This is a genomic window from Winogradskyella aquimaris, from assembly GCF_042676105.1.
GTDB lineage: Bacteria > Bacteroidota > Bacteroidia > Flavobacteriales > Flavobacteriaceae > Winogradskyella > Winogradskyella aquimaris.
Map to the genome: position 1 here is coordinate 594,402 of NZ_JBHTJQ010000016.1, position 21,502 is coordinate 615,903.

The window sequence follows — 21,502 nt, forward strand, 5'->3', positions numbered from 1 at the left end:
TTTATTTTCCAAATAGTTCTAAAAGTTCTTTCAACTCTTTATTAACTTCATGTTGTTTGACCACTTCTTCAAAAGAAGTAAAGTGTAGTTGATTGTTTAAAACACCAGCCATTACGTTGCTTCTACCTTGTAAAAGGGCATTTACAGCAGCAACGCCGAGCCTAATACCCAACATTCTATCTAAAGCAGAAGGATTTCCACCTCGTTGTACGTGACCAAGCTTCGTTATGCGTAAATCGACATTGGGATTGACTTCCTTTATTTTTGAAGAAACGAGTTCGGCACCTATTTCATCGCCTTCAGAAACTACGATTAGAAAAGCATCTTCACTGTCGTAATTTTTTACTTTATCCAATAGGTACATAAAGTCCGTACCGCTCTCTGGAATTAGTATGGCGTCCGCACCTACCATTAGTCCTGAATGAATGCCGATGTAACCTGAATCTCTTCCCATTACTTCCACAATAAATACCCGATTGTGAGATTCGGCAGTGTCCTTTATTTTATCAATATTCTCAATGGCTGTGTTTACAGCCGAATCAAAACCAAGGGTGTAATCCGTACCTGAAATATCATTATCTATAGTACCAGGAATGCCTATGAACGGAATGTTGCATATTTCTGAAAAAGCGAGTAGTCCTTTAAATGTGCCATCACCACCAATGGCAATCAACGCATCTATTTTGTTTGTGTTTAGGGTTTCCAAGGCTTTTTTTCGACCTTCCAATTCCAGAAAACGCTTGCTTCGTGCCGTCTTTAGCATAGTGCCTCCTTTTTGAGTCAGTTTTTGTAATTCGTGTGATTTTAATTGAACCAAGTCACCGTCTATCAATCCTTCATATCCTTTTCGAAAACCACTTACTTTTATATCATTTACTTCCGCAGATTTTACAATAGCGTATAATGCAGCGTTCATTCCCGGACTATCACCTCCAGAGGTAAATACACCTATATGTTTTATTTTATTAGTGCTCATTTGATGTTGGTTTTTGTAATTTTTTATCTGAAACAGAAAAATCTTGAATTGTGTTCCAAACAAATTCTGCTTCTTTCAGAAAGAACTGATGGTCTCCTTCAGATGAAGTAATTATTTGTGCGTTTGTAAATTCCCTAGATAATTTCAAGGCATTTTCTAAAGGTGCAGTAGTGTCTTTTTCTCCGTGAATAAAATGCACATCTTTATCCTTAATTTTCTTTGCTATAGCATATAAATTTGTTTTTAAAATGACTTCTGTGAGCGAATAATAATAACTCATCCAATGATGCTTTTTCGCATCTTCATAAACATCATCTGTGAGGTTATTAGGTTTGAATGCACTCGACATAAAAATGGGATGAATCATACAAATGTATTTCGAGAATTTGCTCGATGAAATCCTATCCACAAAGGAATGTGTGGACATAATTCTCTTAAATTCATCGGCATCCTTGTAAACAGGTATTCCAATAAAAACACCTGCTTTGAACCAATGAGGATGCTTCTGCAATAGAGCCATTGAAATTATAGCTCCCATAGAATGACCGGCAACAATGGTTTTTCCATCATTGAATCCTTCTTTGTTTAGTACCAATTCTAAGGCTTGCAATTGTATTGAAAGCGAATAATCACTTTGTGGCTTCGGCGAATCACCAAAACCCAAAAGGTCTATTAATAGCAAAGTGTGTGTGTTTGAAATGCTTTCTAAATTGCGCTTCCAATAATTCAATGACCCTGTTAAACCGTGTAATAAAACGAGTTTGTTTTTTCCAGAACCTACTATTTCATAATTTAAGAGTGTTATGTTGGCATCATAATCTGGGTGCTTAACAATCTTATAATGCTGATATCCTGCTATAGCCACAACAGGAAAAATGAACAATATGGATATGAGTAGTAAAGTCATGTTTTTAAACTAGATTTAGTATTTCTTTTATCACTAACCAAGACCGGGGCTTTGCCATAAAATCTATTAAAAACCATACAAGCTGTAAGGTCACCCGTTACGTTTACAGCTGTTCTGAACATTCCCAAGAGTCTTTCTACACCAATGATAATGATGATGCCTTCGGCTGGTATACCGACACTTCCCAAAACAGAAGCGAGTATCACCACACCACCTCCGGGAATGGCAGGTGTGCCAATGGAGGCAGCGACTATGGTTACGATGACTACAATAATGTTTAGTAAACTCATTTCCAATCCATAGGCTTGGGCTATGAATAGGGTGGTTATGGTTTGATAGAGTGCTGTTCCATCCATATTGACGGTTGCGCCAATAGGAATGATAAAATTGCTAATAGTCTTGTCCACCTTTAGTTCTTCCTCGGCTGTTTGAAGTGATAAGGGCATCACAGCGGCAGAGCTTGTGGTTGAAAAGGCCAATAATTGAACGTCCCTAATTTTTTTCAGGAAATTTATGGGGTTCGCTTTTCCAAGAAGCATAATCAGTCCTGAATAGAAAATCACTAAGAATAACAGACCGAGCAGGACGACTCCCACATAGTATGTAAGACCAGATAGGGAACTTAAGCCAACACTAGAGGTAAGCTGTGCCATAAGACCGAAAACGGCAACAGGCACTAGAAGCATTGACCATTTTACTACCGTCATACAGACTTCCTGTATGGCACTTAAAAGAAGCTTTACTGGGCGCAGTAAGGCATTTTCTAGTGATAGCACAGCTACACCAATAATGATTGTGAAAATCACAATGCTTAACATTTCACCACTTACCATTGATGCCAACGGATTCTCAGGAAGCAGATTTGAGATTGCATCCGGAATCGTTTCAATTCCAAAGGATAGTTCAGCACTTTCACTATTAGTTGCGGTTACATCGTTATGTTCTACTAAAGATTGTTGATGTAGAAAACGACCTGGTCTAAATATTTGGGATAGTATCGTACCAATGCTAACCGAAACTATGGTAGTGCCCAGAAAATATAATAATACGCCACCACCTAATTTCTTTAGACTATCCTTATCATTACTGGCGATTCCTGTGATGATGGAAGCCACAATCAATGGAATCATAATCATCTGTACCAATTTTAGAAATAAGACACCAGGTAATGCCAACCAGTTACCTAGAACATCGGCAGTTTCTTTCGTTATCCATCCATTTTGTGGACTCAATAGCAGACCAAATCCAACACCCAAGAATAGGGCAATGATAACTTTTAGCCATAGACGACTTTCTACCAGTTTTAAAAGGTAGTGATTGAGTGATTTAAGTGATTTTATTTCCGTCTCGAACATTTGTTAATTTGTTAGGCTATATTGATTTTATCTTCCAGATAGACACTCTGTACTGATTTTAATAATTCAACCCCCTCACTAAATGATTTTTGAAAGGCTTTTCTACCCATAATCAAACCAGAACCACCAGCTCTTTTATTGATTACGGCAGTAGTAATGGCCTCTTCCCAATCAGATTCACCTTTAGAACCCCCTCCTGAATTTATCAGTCCTATTTTACCCATATAGCAATTTGCGACTTGTAATCTACATAGGTCAATAGGGTGGTCTGTAGTGAGGGTTTCATACATATCATCATCATATTTTCCGAAGCCTATCTCTTTGAAACCAAAGTTGTTTGTAGGTAACTTTTGCTTAATGATATCTGCCTGAATGGTAACTCCTAAATGATTGGCTTGCCCTGTAACATCAGCAGCTGCGTGGTAATCTTCTTTTTTAGTTTTAAAAGCTTCATTTCGGGTATAGCACCATAGGATGGTGGCCATTCCCAAATTATGTGCTTCTTCAAAAGCTTCGGCTATTTCCTTAAGCTCTTTGTTACTTTCCTGTGAGCCAAAATAAATTGTAGCTCCTACGGCAATTGCTCCCATATCCCAAGCCGATTTTACCTTCCCAAAAAGTGTTTGGTCATATTTATTGGGATAGGTAAGCAGCTCATTATGATTAATCTTCACTATAAAAGGTATTTTATGGGCATATTTTCGCGCATTCAGTCCCAAAACACCAAAGGTGGAAGCCACACCATTACAACCTGCCTCAATGGCGAGTTTTATTATATTTTCTGGGTCAAAATAATCCGGGTTTTTATAGAATGAAAAAGTAGCACTATGCTCAATGCCTTGGTCTACAGGAAGGATGCTCAAGTAGCCTGTGCCACCAAGATTTCCGTGGTTGTACAATTGGGCAAGACTTCGCAGCACTTGTGGATTTCTGTTACTATTTAGAAATACTTTTTCAAAACTATTTTTGCTTGGTGTTTGCAACTCATCTTTTGTGATTTTTTCACAAACGTGATTCAAGTAGAAATCAGCTTTGTCTCCAAGGTTTTGTATTATGTTTTCATATGTACCCATAATTTTATTTTTTATAGTTTCCTTATATTAATTTTTCATTTTTCACATAGAAGTATTTTACAATATCCTTCCATAGTTCAGTCACCTTAACATCGTTGAACCCAGCTTTTATTAAATTCTGTTTGGTTTTACGGTTAATGTTGGCGCCCATAATATTTAATGGTATAAAATTGAACCAATCCATTAGTTTACCTAACACTTTACCATTACTTCGAACATGCTCCAACATGATGAGTTGACCATCTGGTTTTAGAACTCTTTTAATTTCCTTTAGATCTTTTACAGGATCTGGAACAGAACAGAACACACAACTTGTAATCACGGTATCGAAAGTGTTATTTTCAAAGTCCATATTTTGCACATCCATTTCAAGGAAATTGATTTTGAGTGGACTATCCTGATACTTTGCTTTGGCTTCTTCAAGCATTTTTTTACTAAAATCAATTGCAGTTATGTCAATATTTTTGGGGTAAAATGGAATGTTTTTACCCGTTCCAACACCAACCTCCAAGGTTTTACCAGTTGCTTGTGGCACTATCTCTTTTCGCCATTTTGCAAAGCCACTTGTTCCCATTGGTCTTTCTAATGAGTCAAAATATTTGGCTATTTTGTTATAGCGATTTTTTATTTTTCTATTAGTGTCCATTCGCATTTTTCTATACAATAGATAAGCTTTGATTTGTTTTTAAAATGGATTTTGCCCCATCTGTTTCAATTCCGGTAAGTGCTCTAATGGCATCAATAGTTTCAGGGATAACAATGGCTTGGTTATCGACAACGTATGCATAAAAAAGTTCGTCTCCTTGTATTTTAAGCATATCTTCCCAAAGGGCCACTTCGTACATATCGCCCCAAGGTCTTCCCATATCCAGAAACATTTCTTTAATGGTATTGTTTGAAACTAGGCCTTGGTCATATTGAATTAGTTTAATACGGCTAGATGTTTTAAGGGCGTTAAGGACTTCTTCTTTTGTGGCTTGTCTTTTCAACTTTACGTTCCAATAGTGCATATGGCTCAATGTTTCAGGTACTTTTACTGCGGAAGTCACGACATCTAAATCAGAATCAACAGTTTGGGCATCGGGTCCTTGATGACTGGGAATATCTCTTTCGGGAACCATTGTGTTCATAATACCGCCCAAATGGCTTTCCCAAGGGTCAGTTGCTCTTCTTAAAAGAGTTCCCCTTGCATAATCTAATAAATCAGCTCTTTTTAAAGCGGTCAAGGTTCTTAAAATAGACGTGGTATTACAGGAAACTACTCTTGTAGCATCCAAGTTTATAGCTGATTTATAATTATTTTCGGCACTAAAGGAATGCCCTGTGGTTTTGTGCTTTTCGCCTCCTTGAACAATAAATTTTATACCTTTTGCTTTATAGATTTCTACATTTTTAGCGGCTATGTTTTTTGGCGTACAGTCCACTACCAAATCAATCTTTTTCAAAAGCCCCTCCATACTTCCTTTTACCGAAATTCCTTCGGACTTCATTTTATCAGCTGCTTCTTCAGTGGCTGCGTAGATATCATACTCTTTTCTAACGGCGTTTTGTGTGCGCCAATCGCTTATGATATCGCAAACACCTGCTAGTTCCATATCATCCTGAAGTGCAATTGCATCAGCAACCCTTTTACCAATGACACCATATCCTATTACTGCTATTTTTTTCATTGTTTTACTATTTTATTTGTTATTATTTTTCTTGAACTTTTAATTAAAATGATTGAACCGATTATTCCTGCAATAAGAGAGGAAAACAGAATGCCGATTTTTGCCGTATAAATGAATTCTTCATTTACAAAAGCCAATTCATTGATGAACAAAGACATTGTGAATCCGATTCCTGCCAGAAATGCGACACCATATAGTTGATTCCAATTTACTGCATCGGGTAATTTGGCTAGTTTTAAAGCTACAAGTAGCCTTGAAATTGATACAATGCCAATGGACTTTCCTAAAATTAATCCTGCGCCAATACCTAAACTAATGGGATTGAGTAAAACCTGACCAACTTCACCATGCAAGTGAATCCCTGCATTTGCCAATGCAAAAAGAGGTAGCACTAAAAAGCTCACAATAGGATTTAATGCTTTTTCTAACTTTTGAAGAGGTGTTTCGGCTTCTGAACTTGTTGACTTGATTTCTTCCAGTATTTCGAGTTGCTCACTAGAAATGAGTGCTCCTTTTACTGGTTTTATTTGCGTAAAACGTGAATGAAGCGCACTTAAACGTTTTAGAAAAGTATCTTCCTTAATTTTTACACGTCCTGGAATAGCAATAGCTGTCAGTATACCGGCAATAGTAGGATGAACTCCAGAGAAAAAGAAAGCCAGCCATACACCACCTATCCCTATAATGGCATAAAACCAAGTTTTTCTGACGCCCGCATAATTGCCAATTATTAATAATCCAAAGAAAAGAAGTGCGTGGAACAAGTCCATTGTTGAAATGCCCGATGTATAAAAGAGCGCTATTACCAAGACACCTCCCAAGTCATCAACGATTGCAAGCGTTACCAAAAATACTCGTAGAGCTACGGGTAAACGCTTTCCAAAAAGTGCCAATACACCCAAAGAAAATGCAATATCTGTTGCCATAGGAATGCCCCAGCCTTGAGAAGCTTCACCCGTGGTGTTAAATATAAAATAAATAAAGGCAGGAAAAACCATGCCACCTATAGCAGCGCCAATAGGAAGTACAGCATTTTGAAGAGTTGAAAGTTTTCCGCCCAATATTTCTCTTTTTAATTCCAGTCCTACTTGAAGGAAGAACAATGCCATCAGACCATCGTTAATCCAAAGTAACAGCGGTTCAGTAATTTCAAAACGGCCTATGGCAAATGAGATTTCGGTTTTCATTAAACTGCGGTATATTTCTTGCCAAGGGGAATTGGCCCATATCATTGCAATGATGACAGCAATGAGAAGTACAATACCTGTGTTATTCAAGCCTTTTGAGGTAGCATTGAATACACTATGAATTCCACTATATGTTTTAGTTTTCAACATTATCGGGTTATATTTTCAACTTCTTCTTTATTATCTATTTTGGGTTTTGTTTGTTGATTAACGGTTTGTGGCTTAAAATTTCTAATAATCAGGCGGTTGCTCTTTTCATAAGTGAAATAGCTTACCGCCCAATTAAAACCAACCATCAATCTATTTCTAAATCCGCTTATGGATAATAAGTGTACAATTGACCATAAGAGCCAAGCGAAATAACCTGCAAATTTGAATTTGCCCAAATCAGCAACTGCCTTACGTTTTCCTACGGTAGCCAAGGAACCTTTATCTTTATAGTGAAAAGGTTTTATGTGTTTGTTTTTCATAAGCTTCAACAAGGATTCACCAAGATATTTGCCTTGTTGAATCGCTGTTTGAGCCACCTGTGGATGCCCTTTTGGTGTGTTTTCTGTAATCATAGCCGCTATGTCGCCTATGGCAAAAATGTTTTTAAAACCTTCTACTTTTAAATAGGAATCGGTTTTAATCCGGTTGCCTTTTACTACGTGTTTTTCTTCTACACCTTTCGGGAATTGACCTTTTACGCCAGCTGTCCAGATTAGGTTTTTTGCTAAAATTTTCTTTCCACTTTTTGTGCTAACCTCTGAACCGTCATAGTCACTTACCGACTCATTGAATAGTACCTTTACATTCAAGTCTTTCAAATACTCTAAAGTTTTTGATGACGCTTTGTCTGACATTGTGCTTAACAACTCCTCATTAGCCTCTATTAAGTAAATGTTCATAATGGAAGAAGGATACTCTGGATAATCCTTCGGTAGAATATACTTGCAAAATTCAGCCAAAGCTCCTGCCATTTCTACGCCAGCAGGACCACCACCAACGATAACGAAATTTGTTAGGGCATCCCGTTCATCATCATTACAGGTAATGGCTGCTTGCTCCAGGTTTTGCAGCATCATATGACGAATGTTCAGGGAATCGCGAATATCCTTCATTCCCAAACTGTTCTGGGCTACGGAATCCATTCCGAAAAAATTGGTGGTCGTACCAGTTGCAAGTACCAGATAGTCGTAGTGAACTTTTCCTTTTGAAGTTATTAGTGTATTTGATGAGGGTTGAATTTCTTCGACTTCGGCCAAACGGAACACTACATTTTTATAACCTTTAAATTGTTTTCTAAATGGAAACACAATGCTGTCAGGCTCCAAGGCACTCGTTGCCACTTGATAGAATAAAGGTTGAAATTGATGAAAGTTGTTTTTGTCGAACAGTACCACCTGCACCTCTTTGTGTTTCAGTTTTTCTACCAATGCTAAACCTGCAAATCCGCCGCCAATGATAACTACGCGAGGTAAGCTAGAATCTGGAAGGCAGATATCATCCGTTACCTTGCAGCTAGATTTATTTGTGCTATTATTTGAGTGTTTGACATTCATATTTATTTTTTTATCATTGGTGTTGGCAATAGTTTACTTTACGCCCTTATCTTTTACAATCATTACTGAACATTTGGCGTGTGTTGCCAAATACTGTGAAACAGAGCCTAATAGAAAGCGTGAAAATGCTCCCTGCCCTTGCGAGCCCACTACAATCAAATCTGCATCAAACGATTCTGCTTTTTCAAGAATAGCACTTTTAGGTAACCCGCTAACTACGCTAGTAGTTATGATGAGTTCTTCGTTTTTACTCTTTAGAACATTACTAGCTTCCGAAACAATTTTGTCACCTAATTTTTGGGCACCGCTGATGAACTCTTCAAAGTAATTGTTCAAGCTTCCGCCCATAGTCATCAGTTCTGGTGTTGACATCGCTGGATGCTCATAAACGTTTATAATACTAATTTCACTATCATCTGGTAGTGGCATTTTTACGAGTTCATTAACAGCCTCTTTACTAAAATCTGAACCATCTATTGCTAACACTATTTTCATCATTTGAATGTTTTATCATTTATGTGTATTATGCTTTATTCTTACTTACAAAATCTTGAGCATCTTCTTTAGAAGCGAAATAAAAAACACTTCCGTTGCTTTTGTCCTGAACAATGACTGCCGAAGCTTTATCTACCTTTGTTTTATTAAGTGGATTATTTCCGAAGCGGACATCATCTATATTTTTCTGAAGTTTTTCAACACAGCCTTGACAGCACCCGTAGTAAGTTGTGCCATCTACATCTATTGGTATTTGTTTTACCCCCATAAATCTGTCATTAACCATACATACTTTATCGTTTGGCACAATTTCATAAGCTACTTGAGGTGTAACAACAGGATTCGTTTGGATTAGATTTGTTTTCGTGACTAAAAGTGTTGCTGTTTCAGCCTTTTCTTTTTTCTCGTTGGAACACGAAAGCAGTATGATTGAGGCCACAATCAAAAATACAATACTGATTAATAGCTTATAGATTCTTCTGCTTGGATTTTCTACTATAACTGCTATAGGTTTTTGGTTCTGTTGTTTAAATTGTCTTCGTTTCATTTTTAAATTATTATTAATTATGATTTTTATTTAAGCTTATTAGTTTGTGCCAATACAAGTGTTCATATAAGCCAGACCAGTACATCCCAAAAGTGAAGGCAAATAATAGTTCCTCGATGGGAATTCCTAAAATAAGAATATGGGTAAGGTTGTCGAGATTCCAATACATTTCTACATATAGGGGATAAAATGGAAGGATACTTCCAAAGTATATGAAATACAATATGGTAAACAAGATGCCCCCTACCCATATCTTTCTTTTTAAGTCTGGGCGACAGTATAGCGTGATTAAACCCCCAATAAATAAGGCCATAATGCCACAATAAATATGATTGAGTGTTGTAAACAGCGCCAATATGAGAAACACTATTGCTGGTATAAAGAGAATATAAATGTGTAATCGATGTCTTTGGTGACCACGCTCGCTATGAGGAATTTCAACGAGGCTTCGTTTAAAAATAAGGTTGTAGAGTACCGTGCCAATTCCGCCAATAGCAAAAGAAAAAATAAGGCTCTCTATGTCAAAACCTGTTTTTTCTGCCAAATCGAATAGCGAAGGTGGAAACCAATATTCTGGCACAAATAAGGGCTCTGTTAACCCAAAAGGCATAGTGATGAGGCTCATTTTGAGCATTTCTTTTCTTGATTCTTTTTTGTACAGAAAGATGCCCGCCCAAAGAGCAAGAATAATTAATGACCATATAAACCAGACGTATTGCATAAGATTACGCCTCCTATTTTTTTACTTTTATTTGAGCGTTGTAAAAAGCTCCTATACAAGCACCAATAAGCCATCCTATAATAAATGTTTGTACAATGCCAAAGAACGCTTCCAATAGTGGTACATCCATTCTTATAATATTAGTAGTGTCTAACCCGTGTAAAAGGCTGTTGAAAAAAGATATTGTACCTTCTTGACCTGCCGTTGCCATTACAATCATACAGCCTATATAAATTAAGGCACCAGTAAGACCGAAGGCAAATCCTAGTTTTTTTACATTAAATCGATTCATAATTTCTAGTTTTTAATTAGTTGTCAGAGTTTAAAGTCTTTTTTGATTCCTCAAATTCTTCCTTGGATATGAAACCCTCGGCGAATCGCTTTTTAAGGATGTCTAAAGGATTTTCTTTCTTTGTTTTTTGATATGGTATATCTGCTGGGATAAAGAATATCCAAGCAATCAATACTATCCATATAATCCACCATATTAGGTGCATACCTCCAAAATGTCCGTCGTAAAAATGCATAATGTTTAATTTTTAGTTGTTATTGTTTTATTTCTGTAATTGTATATCCGTTTAATTTGCTGAGCTGTTTTTGCAATTCATCAATTGAAAGGTTTTCTTTCATCGTGATGAGTGTAGCCCCTTTTGGTGCCAGAAAAATTTCTGCTTTTTCTATGTTGGGATGTGCTTCTAAGTTTTTCTTGATCCGAGCAACACATCCACCACAACTAATACCGTTTATTTGAAATTTTTGCTTCATTGTTTTAAGTATTTAGTGATGTTGATGCCCTTTGTGTTCTTTTTTTGTTTCAGCCGAAGATGTTCCTTCACCATGTTTACGATTATGCTGTTTTTCTGAATGACTATGCCCTCCATGACCATGTGAGCCATGAGGCATAAACAAGTGAATGGCAAACATAAAAATGATAAAAATGAAGAGGGATGAACCTTCTCCTATACCAAATGATGGCGCTAAAAAGATGAACAGTAGTGGCAGACCACATCCGATGACCATCCATATCCAGTGATTTTTCATTGTCTCTTTTTTTAGATTAGTGATGTGAAGAATGGTCTTCTTCATTTGGCTGGGAACCCTCATCATTATTGTTCATCATATCCATTCCTTTGTCACCCATCATTTTCATGCAGGATTGCATACAATCTTCACTCATCATGCCTTTTTGGTGCATCATCTTCATCATATTACCCATCACTTTGCCGTCTTTCATCATTCCTTGCATCATATTCTTCATCATCATACTATCTTTCATCATCATCTGCATTCCTTGACCTTTCATCATATTTCCCATCATTTTTTTGTTGCCTTGCATCATTTGCATGGCGTGATTGTTACCTTGCATTGTTGCCATAAATTCTGTCATGAAATCGTGGTTTTCTGAAATTGTTTTTATGATTTCACTTCGTGTTTCAGAATTTTCGAGCATCGCTTTTACGTCAGTTTCTTGACTACAACTGTTAAAGCTTAAAAGCCCAATTGCAGATAAAATAATTGCTAGTTTTTTCATAATATTTATTTTTAGTTAAACATTCATTTGTAATTAATAATCACATTCCCAAAACTCATTTTAAATTGCAGGTAAGGGAATGTGTTATCAGCTATTAATTGGCAGATTTTAGAAATTCCAATATCTTACTACTTTCTTTTTCTGTTAAATTTGCCCGAACTCTCATATGTAAACTTATGGTCTCCCAATCAGTATCATTATAGTCTGCTGGCGAAGGTGCTAAATGACACCTGTTACAAGTTTCTCCCCATAATTGTGCGCCAGACTTTTCAATTTTAAATTCGTCTTCAACATCTGTAACAGCTGTATATTTATCCTTTGTAGAGGAACAGCTTACAATTACTACCCCTGTTACAAGTAGCATTAAACTGATTAGAATTATTTTATTTATTGTTTTCATGATTTCTGTATTTATATGTTTATTAGAATCCAATTGCCCAGTGTACAAAGAAGCCATCAGTTGTACCACCACCATCGTGACCACCAACAGCGTCGGTTGTCTGGTATGCCACTTTTATAACTGACCTCCAGGTTAGCCAATAGTTTAGCCCAAAGGCATATTGATCAGACTGTTCTTCCCATTCAGCGCCTTCCGGTGTATTGAGATTTGAATACCTCCCAACGAGCTCTAACTTTTTCAGAAAATCACTATTAGCCATTGTTGGGCGATAGCTTATTTGGGCGTAGAGCGAGTTGCTTTTATTGTCGAAGGTATATTCCTCTTCATCCCCATCTTCATGTACTTCAGTATAAGTAGCGCCATCAATATCAGAGTTATTGTATTGCCCCTTAATATCAATAAATCCTTTAATTGCTGGTATTTGTTTTACAAAAGCAAAATCGATTGCATATAAGAATGCACCAACATTTTCGTAATCTGAATCTCTAGCCCCAACTTTACTTGTTGAATATGTAGAAAAACCTATTTCAGTTGAGGAATCTGCAAAAGGTAATAGTCCAATACGACCTCCAAAAGCTTTACTATTATTGTTATCTTCAAAATTTTGAAACAATAGCATCCCTGCTTCTTCAGGCTCTTCACTACCATCCTTTAGTCTTGGACCATTTGTAGAATACACAGAATAATTCAGTTTTGGTCCCCCAAGATCAAAAGCACCTCGAAGTTCTACACCAATGCCAGAAGAAGGCGCAATACCATCATGACCAAAGCCTAGAGGTCTTGTAGGAAGCCGGTTAATCCAAGCTGGGTGTAATCTTTCCATAAATGTACCGAATGGAAGCAGAAACTTACCTGCTCGAACGGTCATGTTTTTATTAAGAACATACATGACGTCAGCATATTCTAAACCAACTTCAAGCTCATTACCTTCTAATACAAACTCTAGCTCTGCCTCGAACATAAGTCTATCAGAATGTTTGAATAAAAAGATGGGTGCAAAGGCGGACCCTACGTATGATGATTCTGTCTCTTCATCGTTGCTTAAAGTATTTAACCCTGTATGACCATAACCTCTAATCATAAACTGGGTTTTACTTGGTTTAAAAGGTTCTGAGGTTCTTGTACTGTCAGTATTAAAATCATTATATGTTTGGCTAAATGCCATTTGAGTAAATACAATGATTACTGTTATTAGAATTAGCTTTTTCATTATTTGAGTGTTCTTAGATAATTAATAATTTCCCAACGTTTTTTTTCTGGAATAGATGTCTTATAAGAAGGCATTGGTGAACGTCCCTGTTCTATTTTCCAGAAAATAGCACCATCTGATTGTGACTGAAAAGTTGAGCTTGTCAAATCTGCTGGTTTTGGTGTTAAGCCTGCTCCAGCCATACCATCTCCTTTACCCTTGGGACCATGGCAAACCAAGCATAACATTTTATAAGTCTTTTGACCTGATACAATAGATGCAATATCTCCTTTTAAGGGATTCGTAATTTTATCCGCACTCGCCGGAGCCACCCATTTACCCTGTTCTATTGGTGTATAATCTGTTTGAGGGGATTTGATAAACCCTACGGTTAAAAAGTAGATGAAACCTAGTAAGGTTACATTTAAAAAAATCTTTTTTGTTTTCATAATAATTGATTTATGTTATTTTAAATTTATTGGTATAGAAGTAAAACGATGTGCATAACTTTCGTTCTTTTCTACATAATTTCATCGTAATAATTACGCTTCCAATTTTCTGTGTTTTTATAATCTGTCATGCTCATTCCAACCACATCTTTAAACTGTCTGGATAAGTGATTTACACTGCTGTAATCCAATAAGTATCCTATATCAGAAAAGGAATGTTGTTTGAGTTGAATGAGTTCCTTTACTTTTTCAATTTTTAATCTTATAAAGTACTTTTCAATGGTGGTCTTTTCTTTAGATGAGAACAGTTTACTCAATGCCTTGTAATCTCGATGAAGGGTTGATGATAAATGTTCCGAAGTCTTAACCTTTAAGGTCAATGGCAGTTCAACAAGTTGTTCAATCAGAATAATTTTTATTCTTTCAACGAGCATATCTTCTTCACTTTTTACAATTTCAAAGTCATTTGCGTGTAGCACTTTGGTAACATCTTGGTTAATTTGTGCATCGCTTAATCCTGGTGCTTCCACTAAAAGCTTTCCTAGCTCTAGCGAAAGGACGGTTATTCCTAGTTCTAGTAGTTCTTGCTTTATTACTTTTAAGCAACGACTACACACCATATTTTTAACCCAAAATTCTTTTGGTTGTGTCATATTTATAGGGTATTGTTATTGGGCTTTTGCTCAATAGTTAGTCCTGTAATTGTATGTTTTACAGTCTAATGTGTAAATGATACTGTCGGGAATTGGGTACAATAGTATATAGCCAATAGCTATGCGCTGGCTACAACTAATTGTGCAGTAAAAGGGCTTTTACTGCGATGTAGAAAATCAAATTAAGTATGTCTCGTATAGAATATGTATATCCTTGTATAGCAAGGGCGGCCTATACGCTTCAAAAGGAACTATATTTTTGTCTAGTCCTTCAAAAAGATTGATGTAAGAATAAATAAATGTATTTAAGAAGACTAAAGTGTCAATTTCTAAAACCGTATTCGATTTTTTAAAGGTATCACTAGCTTCTTTTAAAATAGTCTGATTGTCGCAACAATCCTTTTCTTGTAGAGTAGTACATTTCTTAGTGGGGTTATTTTTCTTTTGAACTTTGTCTTTACAAGCTTGTGCTTCACTAAAAAAAGCCATATCCACTAATTTGTCACAGCAAAAATGCATATTCACCGTAAAAGAAGAGGTTGACAACAATATAAATGCTGCCAAAAAGAAAGACAATATTTTAGTAAAAATAATTTTCACAATGTAAAGTTAAGAAATTTTGTTTAACATTTGAGTAAAATAAATTCACACTCTCAATATGCTTGTTATTAATGTTTTACGTATATTAAACAAGTTTCCATTCATACAAATATAAATCTAAAGATTAAACAGAATAATGATATTTGTCATATTCCAATAAAATACAGATTGATAAGTTTGTATGATTAAATAAATAATAATTATTTACCTTATTTATGAAAAAGATATTTATTACAATACTGGCAATCGCAATGGTACAGTCAGTATTTTCTCAGGATAAAATGGTTGGACTTACTTTTGAATATGAAACTTTTTCTAGAGGGTTCTATCATAAAATTAAAGTTGAAAAAGGTACACTTCTTTTTCAAGAAAATAGAAGTGAAAGTGATGGTACTATTATTGATATAGACAAAAAACAATGGAAGAAATTAGTGGATTGGGTAAAAAAAATAAAACTTGAACACCTCTCCTTGCTTAAGGCTCCTACTAATAAAAGAGAAGTTGATGGTGCTGCATTTGCAAAATTAAAAGTGTTTACAAATGGCAAAGAATATGTGTCTTCTAATTTTGACCACGGCAACCCACCATTAGAAATTAAAGGCCTTGTAGAGAATATTATTGCATTAAGTCAATTGGGTAAAAAGGATTAGTATTTTATCTATATAAAGAGTCTAAAATTTTGTTAAACAAAATTAAAGTGTTAAAATTTTTGTAGCTTTGCAAAACAAATGAAGGCAATATTTTTTAAAATAGTATCATTTTGTATGGCACTTTTAGTGTTTGTCTCAACAATGTCTTTCACTATTGAAAGCCATTATTGTGGTGACGTGCTTGTGGATACTTCAGTGTTTGGTAAAGTTGAATCTTGTGGTATGGAGGTTCAGCAAAAAACGTCTTCAACAGAATGTGATATTACTAAGAAAGACTGTTGTAGCGATGAACAGCTCGTTGTTGATGGTCAAGATAATCTAAAAATTTCTTTTGATAAGTTAGATAAAGAGCAACAGATATTAGTTGCCACTTTCATCTACTCTTACGTAAATCTATTTACAGAATTACAAACAGAAAATATCTCTTTTAGAGATTACTCTCCACCTCCCTTGGTCAGGGACGTTCAAGTTTTAGACCAAACTTTCCTTATTTGATTTTTAAGTAATTAGTACTGAAGTCCTGCATTAATTTGTTTGGACTCAATCACTTGTTTGTTGTTTTGTCAACAAAAATTATAATTACTTAAAAATCATTTTTTATGCTAAATAAAAGCATCAAATTCTTAATAGAAAATAAACTAGTAGCGGTTCTGTTACTAGCCTTATTCGTGGCTTGGGGAGTTGTAAACGCACCTTTTGAATGGAATACCGGTTCCTTACCACGCAATCCTGTAGCGGTGGATGCCATTCCTGATATTGGGGAAAACCAACAAATTGTATTTACTAAATGGGATGGGCGTTCGCCACAAGATATTGAAGACCAAATAACCTATCCGCTTACCACTTCACTTCTTGGTATTCCTGGGGTAAAGACCATACGGAGTTCTTCAATGTTCGGTTTTTCCAGCATTTACATCATTTTTGAAGAGGACATAGAATTCTATTGGAGTCGAAGCCGTATTCTCGAAAAATTAAATTCGTTACCTGCTGGATTATTGCCCGACGGAGTAAATCCCGCACTAGGTCCAGATGCTACAGGTCTCGGGCAGATTTACTGGTATACTTTGGAAGGCCGCGATGAAAATGGAAATGTGACTGGTGGTTGGGATTTACAGGAACTTCGTAGTATTCAAGATTTTTACGTGAAATATGCATTGTCCTCGGCGAGTGGTGTTTCAGAAGTAGCCTCTATTGGTGGTTACGTTTTAGAATACCAAGTAGATGTCAACCCAGAGTTGATGAAACAGTATAAAATTGGCTTAAATGAGGTTGTTAAAGCAGTTAAACAAAGTAATCAAGATGTAGGCGCCCAGACCTTAGAAATCAATCAGGCTGAATATCTAATCCGTGGTTTAGGGTATGTTAAGTCTATTTCAGACCTGGAGAATGCAGTAGTTACTTCAGAAGATTTTACCTCTATACGCTTAAAGGATATTGCCAATGTCTCTCACGGCCCTGCAACAAGAAGAGGGCTTTTAGATAAAGAAGGTGCCGAAGTTGTAGGTGGTGTTGTAGTAGCCCGCTACGGCGCTAACCCTATGGCAGTTATTAATAATGTTAAGGAGAAAATAAATGAACTAAGTTCAGGCTTACCTTCTAAAACTCTGAGCGATGGAAGGACATCGCAATTGACCATTGTTCCTTTTTATGATAGAACCGAACTCATACAGGAAACATTAGGAACACTTGATGAAGCATTGACTCTAGAAATTTTGATAACCATTTTCGTAATTATCATTATGGTATTCAACCTCAGAGCTTCTGTATTGATTTCAGGACTATTACCTGTGGCGGTATTGATGGTTTTTATATCAATGAAGTTGTTTAATGTAGATGCCAATATTGTCGCCTTATCTGGTATTGCCATCGCCATTGGTACAATGGTAGATGTGGGAGTTATTCTATCTGAAAATGTACTGCGTCACATAGATGAAAATGACCAGAACCTACCAATGAATACAGTTGTATATAATGCCACAGCCGAGGTCTCTGGCGCTATTCTAACTGCTGTTATGACCACAATAATAAGTTTTATTCCTGTATTCACTATGATAGGAGCTGAAGGTAAGTTATTTCGACCTTTGGCCTTCACGAAAACAGCGGCACTCACAGCATCTCTTATAGTGGCATTATTTCTTATACCACCTTTTGCAGCCTATTTTTTCAGAAAGCGTAATGTAAAAATTTCTTTTAGATACATTCTCAATATTGCTTTAGTAATAATTGGTCTGTTAGCAGTAATTTTTGGACATACCCTTGGGCTTATACTGGTTGCATATGGTATTGTTGGTTTACTGTCTGTTAAAGAAAAAATATCGGCAGATAGAGCTAATATCATCAACATATTTATTTCAGCCTTTGCCATTGTATTCTTGTTGGCGGAATATTGGAGACCATTGGGTGTAGATAGAAGCATTTTCTGGAACTTAATATTTGTGGGCCTAATATGCTTTGGCCTGTTGGGTATATTTACGCTTTTTAGGAGCTATTACGTGCGCATATTAAATTGGGCGTTACGCAATAAACTCTTGTTTCTATCGATACCTACTGCTATTGTTGTCTTCGGTGTTATGATAATGCGGAATACGGGTAAGGAATTTATGCCATCACTTAATGAAGGTTCTTTCCTCTTAATGCCAACTTCTATGCCTCACGCTGGGGTTGAGGAGAACAAGCGTGTTTTACAACAATTGGATATGGCCGTTGCTAGCATCCCAGAGATTGAAACGGTGGTTGGTAAATCTGGACGTACAGAATCGGCTTTGGACCCAGCACCGTTGTCAATGTATGAAAATGTAATTCAGTATAAGTCTGAATACATTTTAAATGATAAAAGAGAAAGACAACGATTTAAAGTGAATGAAGATGGTCTCTTTATGTTAAAGGATGGTAGCTTGGTTACAAATCCAAATGTTGAATTGGAAGTAGACGAAAGCAAGTACGATGCCACCTTATTAAAAGACCCTTTTAACATTACCGATAGACAACTTATAGCAGATGACGATGGTGAGTATTATAGAAATTGGCGACCAGAAATTGAATCGCCCGATGATATTTGGAAAGAGATTGTAAAGGTAACTAAACTTCCCGGAGTTACTTCAGCACCTAAATTACAACCTATTGAAACCCGATTGGTAATGCTTCAAACGGGTATGCGAGCCCCGATGGGTATCAAAGTGAAAGGGCAAGATTTAAATGAGATAGAAGCCTTTGGAGTGCAATTGGAGGATATATTAAAACAAGCCGACGGTGTTAAGGATGAAGCGGTTTTTGCAGACCGAATAGTTGGTAAACCTTACCTTTTATTGGATATCGATAGAGACAAGCTTGCTCGTTATGGGATTTCCATACAGCAGGTACAGCAAGTGATACAAGTGTCTATAGGTGGTATGGTTCTTACACAAACTGTTGAAGGCAGGGAGCGATATGGAATACGCGTACGTTACCCAAGAGAGTTACGCGCAAATCCAAATGATTTAAAAGATATCTATGTTCCTGTAGAAAAGGGCAACCCAGTACCCATAAGTGAATTGGTTACCATTCGTTATGAGCAAGGACCACAAATCATAAAAAGTGAGGATACTTTTTTAGTAGGTTACGTACTCTTTGATAAGCTAGATGGTTATGCTGAAGTAGATGTGGTAGAACACGCACAAGCGCTCATACAAGAGAAGATTGATAATGGACAGCTTGTTGTACCAAAAGGAATTAACTATCAATTTACAGGAACCTATGAGAACCAATTAAGGGCTGAAAAAACACTTGGTGTAGTTGTGCCACTCGCATTGCTTATTATATTTCTCATTCTTTATTTCCAGTTCCGTTCTGTGGCAACATCCCTTATGGTGTTTACGGGAATTGCCGTAGCGTTTGCCGGAGGCTTTTTAATGATTTGGTTTTATGGCCAGGATTGGTTTTTGAACTTTAGCTTCTTTGGTGAAAACCTACGAGACCTGTTCCAGATGCACACCATAAACTTGAGTGTTGCCGTTTGGGTTGGTTTTATTGCGCTGTTTGGTATTGCTACAGACGACGGAGTGGTAATGGCAACCTACCTTACACAGACCTTTGATAAAAACAAGCCAAAAAACAGAAAAGGAATAAGAGCATCGGTAATTGAGGCAGGACAAAAACGTATTCGCCCGTGTTTAATGACAACAGCGACAACCATTCTTGCCTTATTGCCAGTACTTACTTCAACAGGCAGAGGTAGTGATATAATGATACCAATGGCTATCCCATCTTTTGGAGGGATGCTCATTGCGTTGGTGACTTTATTTGTTGTACCAGTATTATTTAGCTTGAAACATGAACTTCAATTAAAAAAAGCTACAAAATGAGAAATATAATTCTATTAGGAATTGTCTTTTTCGCTTTCGCGAAGATTAATGCACAACAATTAGCCTCTTACATTCAGGAAGCTCAAGATAACAATCCCGAGATTCAAGCTTTTGAATTACGCTACAACATAGCAGAAGAAAAAGTTAATGAAGCTAATACCTTGCCAGATACACAAATTAGTGCTGGCTATTTTATAAGTGAACCCGAAACCCGTACAGGAGCGCAACGCGCACGTTTCTCTGTCAAGCAAATGTTACCTTGGTTTGGAACTATTTCGGCAAGGGAAAATTACGCAAGCTCAATAGCGGAAACTCAATATGTAGATATTGTCATTATGAAGCGCAAATTGGCACTTTCAGTTTCTCAATCCTATTATAAACTATATGCTATTAGAGCAAAACAATTGGTTCTTGAGAAAAATATCGACCTTTTAGAAACCTATGAACGTTTAGCATTAACATCGGTAGAAGTTGATAAGGCATCAGCTGTTGATGTACTTCGTCTTCAAATTAGGCAAAATGAACTTGTACAACAAAAAGAAGTATTAGAGCAGGATTACCTTGCTGAACAAGCCACCTTCAATAATCTATTAAATCGTGATGAGACTATTGCCGTAACCGTGGTTGAGGATATGTTTATTCCAGATGAGGACGCATTAATCTTAACGGAAAATCTTCAGTTAAATCCTGAACTCATTAAATATGATAAACTCTATGAATCCGTTGAGCAATCAGAGTTGTTGAATCAAAAACAGAGCTCACCCAATATAGGCTTTGGGGTGGATTATGTACCAGTTTCTGAGCGTCCTGATATGAATTTTACTGACAATGGAAAGGACATCATAATGCCAATGGTGTCTATCTCAATTCCAATTTTTAACAATAAATATAAATCTGTAACAAAACAGAATCAGTTAAAGCAGTTGCAGATACAATCCCAAAAAGAGGATAGATTAAATAAACTGGAAACCCTATTAGCGGATGCGAAGTACAACCGAGAAAATGCGAGAATAAAATTCAATATTCAATCGGACAATCTAAAACAAGCAAATGATGCTGAAGAAATCTTGATAAAGAATTATGAAACGGGCACTATTGATTTTAACGATGTATTAGATGTTCAAGAGTTGCAGTTAAAATTTCAAATAAACCTTATAGAATCTATTAAAGGCTATTATGTACAATATGCTTTGATTAATTATTTAACACAATAAA

General features: G+C 36.4%; 25 protein-coding genes. 4 read left to right on the plus strand and 21 right to left on the minus strand.

Going from position 1 to position 21,502, the window contains the following annotated elements:
* Window position 1 precedes the first annotated feature (1 nt).
* The 21 genes from ACFQ1K_RS12635 to ACFQ1K_RS12735 form a co-directional block, all read right to left on the minus strand.
* Complete coding sequence (locus tag ACFQ1K_RS12635) at window positions 2-976, minus strand: ATP-dependent 6-phosphofructokinase (RefSeq protein WP_320554389.1); 975 nt, start codon at window positions 974-976, stop codon at window positions 2-4.
* Window positions 966-1,883 (minus strand): alpha/beta fold hydrolase, encoded by a 918-nt coding sequence (locus ACFQ1K_RS12640; protein WP_320554388.1) that lies wholly within the window; start codon window positions 1,881-1,883, stop codon window positions 966-968. Before ACFQ1K_RS12640 ends, ACFQ1K_RS12635 begins: the two co-directional genes overlap by 11 nt.
* Window positions 1,880-3,238, minus strand: coding sequence for a dicarboxylate/amino acid:cation symporter (locus ACFQ1K_RS12645; protein WP_129759420.1), 1,359 nt, complete (start codon window positions 3,236-3,238; stop codon window positions 1,880-1,882). Before ACFQ1K_RS12645 ends, ACFQ1K_RS12640 begins: the two co-directional genes overlap by 4 nt.
* A gap of 11 nt (window positions 3,239-3,249) precedes the next feature.
* A complete protein-coding gene (locus tag ACFQ1K_RS12650; RefSeq protein ID WP_129759419.1) occupies window positions 3,250-4,311 on the minus strand; it encodes a class I fructose-bisphosphate aldolase in 1,062 nt (353 codons plus the stop codon).
* A 22-nt stretch (window positions 4,312-4,333) separates the two neighbouring features.
* Window positions 4,334-4,957 carry a class I SAM-dependent methyltransferase gene (locus tag ACFQ1K_RS12655; RefSeq protein ID WP_129759418.1) on the minus strand — a complete coding sequence of 208 codons (624 nt, stop codon included), beginning with the start codon at window positions 4,955-4,957 and terminating at the stop codon, window positions 4,334-4,336.
* Between the two features lie 10 nt (window positions 4,958-4,967).
* Window positions 4,968-5,981 (minus strand): type II glyceraldehyde-3-phosphate dehydrogenase, encoded by a 1,014-nt coding sequence (locus ACFQ1K_RS12660; RefSeq protein ID WP_320554387.1) that lies wholly within the window; start codon window positions 5,979-5,981, stop codon window positions 4,968-4,970.
* Complete coding sequence (nhaA, locus tag ACFQ1K_RS12665) at window positions 5,978-7,318, minus strand: Na+/H+ antiporter NhaA (protein WP_320554386.1); 1,341 nt, start codon at window positions 7,316-7,318, stop codon at window positions 5,978-5,980. Before nhaA ends, ACFQ1K_RS12660 begins: the two co-directional genes overlap by 4 nt.
* Complete coding sequence (locus ACFQ1K_RS12670; protein WP_320554385.1) at window positions 7,318-8,712, minus strand: NAD(P)/FAD-dependent oxidoreductase; 1,395 nt, start codon at window positions 8,710-8,712, stop codon at window positions 7,318-7,320. Before ACFQ1K_RS12670 ends, nhaA begins: the two co-directional genes overlap by 1 nt.
* A gap of 33 nt (window positions 8,713-8,745) precedes the next feature.
* On the minus strand, window positions 8,746-9,210 hold the full coding sequence (locus ACFQ1K_RS12675; protein WP_320554384.1) for a universal stress protein: 465 nt from the start codon (window positions 9,208-9,210) through the stop codon (window positions 8,746-8,748).
* A 25-nt stretch (window positions 9,211-9,235) separates the two neighbouring features.
* Entirely contained in the window at window positions 9,236-9,754 is a 519-nt protein-coding gene (locus ACFQ1K_RS12680; RefSeq protein ID WP_320554383.1) for a hypothetical protein, read from the minus strand.
* A 13-nt stretch (window positions 9,755-9,767) separates the two neighbouring features.
* The gene (locus ACFQ1K_RS12685) at window positions 9,768-10,475 is read right to left on the minus strand and encodes a lycopene cyclase domain-containing protein (RefSeq protein ID WP_386134279.1); all 708 of its coding nucleotides are present in this window, start codon (window positions 10,473-10,475) and stop codon (window positions 9,768-9,770) included.
* A 13-nt stretch (window positions 10,476-10,488) separates the two neighbouring features.
* Window positions 10,489-10,767 carry a DUF5676 family membrane protein gene (locus ACFQ1K_RS12690; RefSeq protein ID WP_320554381.1) on the minus strand — a complete coding sequence of 93 codons (279 nt, stop codon included), beginning with the start codon at window positions 10,765-10,767 and terminating at the stop codon, window positions 10,489-10,491.
* A gap of 16 nt (window positions 10,768-10,783) precedes the next feature.
* Entirely contained in the window at window positions 10,784-11,002 is a 219-nt protein-coding gene (locus ACFQ1K_RS12695) for an SHOCT domain-containing protein (RefSeq protein ID WP_320554380.1), read from the minus strand.
* Between the two features lie 19 nt (window positions 11,003-11,021).
* Window positions 11,022-11,240 carry a heavy-metal-associated domain-containing protein gene (locus ACFQ1K_RS12700; protein ID WP_320554379.1) on the minus strand — a complete coding sequence of 73 codons (219 nt, stop codon included), beginning with the start codon at window positions 11,238-11,240 and terminating at the stop codon, window positions 11,022-11,024.
* A 12-nt stretch (window positions 11,241-11,252) separates the two neighbouring features.
* Window positions 11,253-11,516, minus strand: coding sequence for a hypothetical protein (locus tag ACFQ1K_RS12705; RefSeq protein WP_320554378.1), 264 nt, complete (start codon window positions 11,514-11,516; stop codon window positions 11,253-11,255).
* 16 nt (window positions 11,517-11,532) lie between these two features.
* On the minus strand, window positions 11,533-12,006 hold the full coding sequence (locus tag ACFQ1K_RS12710; RefSeq protein WP_320554377.1) for a hypothetical protein: 474 nt from the start codon (window positions 12,004-12,006) through the stop codon (window positions 11,533-11,535).
* 94 nt (window positions 12,007-12,100) lie between these two features.
* The gene (locus tag ACFQ1K_RS12715; RefSeq protein WP_320554376.1) at window positions 12,101-12,406 is read right to left on the minus strand and encodes a hypothetical protein; all 306 of its coding nucleotides are present in this window, start codon (window positions 12,404-12,406) and stop codon (window positions 12,101-12,103) included.
* Between the two features lie 22 nt (window positions 12,407-12,428).
* Window positions 12,429-13,616: a hypothetical protein gene (locus ACFQ1K_RS12720; protein WP_320554375.1), complete on the minus strand. Its 1,188-nt coding sequence runs from the start codon at window positions 13,614-13,616 to the stop codon at window positions 12,429-12,431.
* Window positions 13,616-14,044 carry a c-type cytochrome gene (locus tag ACFQ1K_RS12725; RefSeq protein WP_320554374.1) on the minus strand — a complete coding sequence of 143 codons (429 nt, stop codon included), beginning with the start codon at window positions 14,042-14,044 and terminating at the stop codon, window positions 13,616-13,618. Before ACFQ1K_RS12725 ends, ACFQ1K_RS12720 begins: the two co-directional genes overlap by 1 nt.
* 71 nt (window positions 14,045-14,115) lie before the next feature.
* Complete coding sequence (locus ACFQ1K_RS12730) at window positions 14,116-14,697, minus strand: helix-turn-helix domain-containing protein (protein WP_320554373.1); 582 nt, start codon at window positions 14,695-14,697, stop codon at window positions 14,116-14,118.
* Window positions 14,698-14,874: 177 nt separating this feature from the next.
* Window positions 14,875-15,297 carry an HYC_CC_PP family protein gene (locus ACFQ1K_RS12735; RefSeq protein WP_299217646.1) on the minus strand — a complete coding sequence of 141 codons (423 nt, stop codon included), beginning with the start codon at window positions 15,295-15,297 and terminating at the stop codon, window positions 14,875-14,877.
* A gap of 215 nt (window positions 15,298-15,512) precedes the next feature.
* Between ACFQ1K_RS12735 and ACFQ1K_RS12740 the strand changes: the two genes are divergently transcribed.
* The 4 genes from ACFQ1K_RS12740 to ACFQ1K_RS12755 all read left to right on the plus strand — a co-directional run bounded on the left by ACFQ1K_RS12740 (window position 15,513) and on the right by ACFQ1K_RS12755 (window position 21,501).
* Complete coding sequence (locus tag ACFQ1K_RS12740; RefSeq protein ID WP_320554372.1) at window positions 15,513-15,947, plus strand: hypothetical protein; 435 nt, start codon at window positions 15,513-15,515, stop codon at window positions 15,945-15,947.
* 78 nt (window positions 15,948-16,025) lie between these two features.
* Window positions 16,026-16,442, plus strand: coding sequence for an HYC_CC_PP family protein (locus ACFQ1K_RS12745; RefSeq protein ID WP_299217635.1), 417 nt, complete (start codon window positions 16,026-16,028; stop codon window positions 16,440-16,442).
* A gap of 104 nt (window positions 16,443-16,546) precedes the next feature.
* Complete coding sequence (locus ACFQ1K_RS12750) at window positions 16,547-20,287, plus strand: efflux RND transporter permease subunit (protein ID WP_320554371.1); 3,741 nt, start codon at window positions 16,547-16,549, stop codon at window positions 20,285-20,287.
* On the plus strand, window positions 20,284-21,501 hold the full coding sequence (locus ACFQ1K_RS12755) for a TolC family protein (RefSeq protein WP_320554370.1): 1,218 nt from the start codon (window positions 20,284-20,286) through the stop codon (window positions 21,499-21,501). Before ACFQ1K_RS12750 ends, ACFQ1K_RS12755 begins: the two co-directional genes overlap by 4 nt.
* Window position 21,502 lies beyond the last annotated feature (1 nt).

Excerpts from the sequence above, each read along its gene's own strand:
- ACFQ1K_RS12635 (WP_320554389.1), bottom strand. The coding sequence starts at position 976 with ATGAGCACTAATAAAATAAAACATATAGGTGTATTTACCTCTGGAGGT.
- ACFQ1K_RS12680 (WP_320554383.1), bottom strand. The coding sequence starts at position 9,754 with ATGAAACGAAGACAATTTAAACAACAGAACCAAAAACCTATAGCAGTT.
- ACFQ1K_RS12750 (WP_320554371.1), top strand. The coding sequence starts at position 16,547 with ATGCTAAATAAAAGCATCAAATTCTTAATAGAAAATAAACTAGTAGCG.
- ACFQ1K_RS12720 (WP_320554375.1), bottom strand. The coding sequence starts at position 13,616 with ATGAAAAAGCTAATTCTAATAACAGTAATCATTGTATTTACTCAAATG.
- ACFQ1K_RS12685 (WP_386134279.1), bottom strand. The coding sequence starts at position 10,475 with ATGCAATACGTCTGGTTTATATGGTCATTAATTATTCTTGCTCTTTGG.
- ACFQ1K_RS12645 (WP_129759420.1), bottom strand. The coding sequence starts at position 3,238 with ATGTTCGAGACGGAAATAAAATCACTTAAATCACTCAATCACTACCTT.
- ACFQ1K_RS12675 (WP_320554384.1), bottom strand. The coding sequence starts at position 9,210 with ATGATGAAAATAGTGTTAGCAATAGATGGTTCAGATTTTAGTAAAGAG.
- nhaA (WP_320554386.1), bottom strand. The coding sequence starts at position 7,318 with ATGTTGAAAACTAAAACATATAGTGGAATTCATAGTGTATTCAATGCT.
- ACFQ1K_RS12705 (WP_320554378.1), bottom strand. The coding sequence starts at position 11,516 with ATGAAAAATCACTGGATATGGATGGTCATCGGATGTGGTCTGCCACTA.
- ACFQ1K_RS12695 (WP_320554380.1), bottom strand. The coding sequence starts at position 11,002 with ATGCATTTTTACGACGGACATTTTGGAGGTATGCACCTAATATGGTGG.
- ACFQ1K_RS12660 (WP_320554387.1), bottom strand. The coding sequence starts at position 5,981 with ATGAAAAAAATAGCAGTAATAGGATATGGTGTCATTGGTAAAAGGGTT.
- ACFQ1K_RS12745 (WP_299217635.1), top strand. The coding sequence starts at position 16,026 with ATGAAGGCAATATTTTTTAAAATAGTATCATTTTGTATGGCACTTTTA.
- ACFQ1K_RS12690 (WP_320554381.1), bottom strand. The coding sequence starts at position 10,767 with ATGAATCGATTTAATGTAAAAAAACTAGGATTTGCCTTCGGTCTTACT.
- ACFQ1K_RS12725 (WP_320554374.1), bottom strand. The coding sequence starts at position 14,044 with ATGAAAACAAAAAAGATTTTTTTAAATGTAACCTTACTAGGTTTCATC.
- ACFQ1K_RS12715 (WP_320554376.1), bottom strand. The coding sequence starts at position 12,406 with ATGAAAACAATAAATAAAATAATTCTAATCAGTTTAATGCTACTTGTA.
- ACFQ1K_RS12755 (WP_320554370.1), top strand. The coding sequence starts at position 20,284 with ATGAGAAATATAATTCTATTAGGAATTGTCTTTTTCGCTTTCGCGAAG.
- ACFQ1K_RS12640 (WP_320554388.1), bottom strand. The coding sequence starts at position 1,883 with ATGACTTTACTACTCATATCCATATTGTTCATTTTTCCTGTTGTGGCT.
- ACFQ1K_RS12710 (WP_320554377.1), bottom strand. The coding sequence starts at position 12,006 with ATGAAAAAACTAGCAATTATTTTATCTGCAATTGGGCTTTTAAGCTTT.
- ACFQ1K_RS12670 (WP_320554385.1), bottom strand. The coding sequence starts at position 8,712 with ATGAATGTCAAACACTCAAATAATAGCACAAATAAATCTAGCTGCAAG.
- ACFQ1K_RS12700 (WP_320554379.1), bottom strand. The coding sequence starts at position 11,240 with ATGAAGCAAAAATTTCAAATAAACGGTATTAGTTGTGGTGGATGTGTT.
- ACFQ1K_RS12655 (WP_129759418.1), bottom strand. The coding sequence starts at position 4,957 with ATGGACACTAATAGAAAAATAAAAAATCGCTATAACAAAATAGCCAAA.
- ACFQ1K_RS12740 (WP_320554372.1), top strand. The coding sequence starts at position 15,513 with ATGAAAAAGATATTTATTACAATACTGGCAATCGCAATGGTACAGTCA.
- ACFQ1K_RS12730 (WP_320554373.1), bottom strand. The coding sequence starts at position 14,697 with ATGACACAACCAAAAGAATTTTGGGTTAAAAATATGGTGTGTAGTCGT.
- ACFQ1K_RS12650 (WP_129759419.1), bottom strand. The coding sequence starts at position 4,311 with ATGGGTACATATGAAAACATAATACAAAACCTTGGAGACAAAGCTGAT.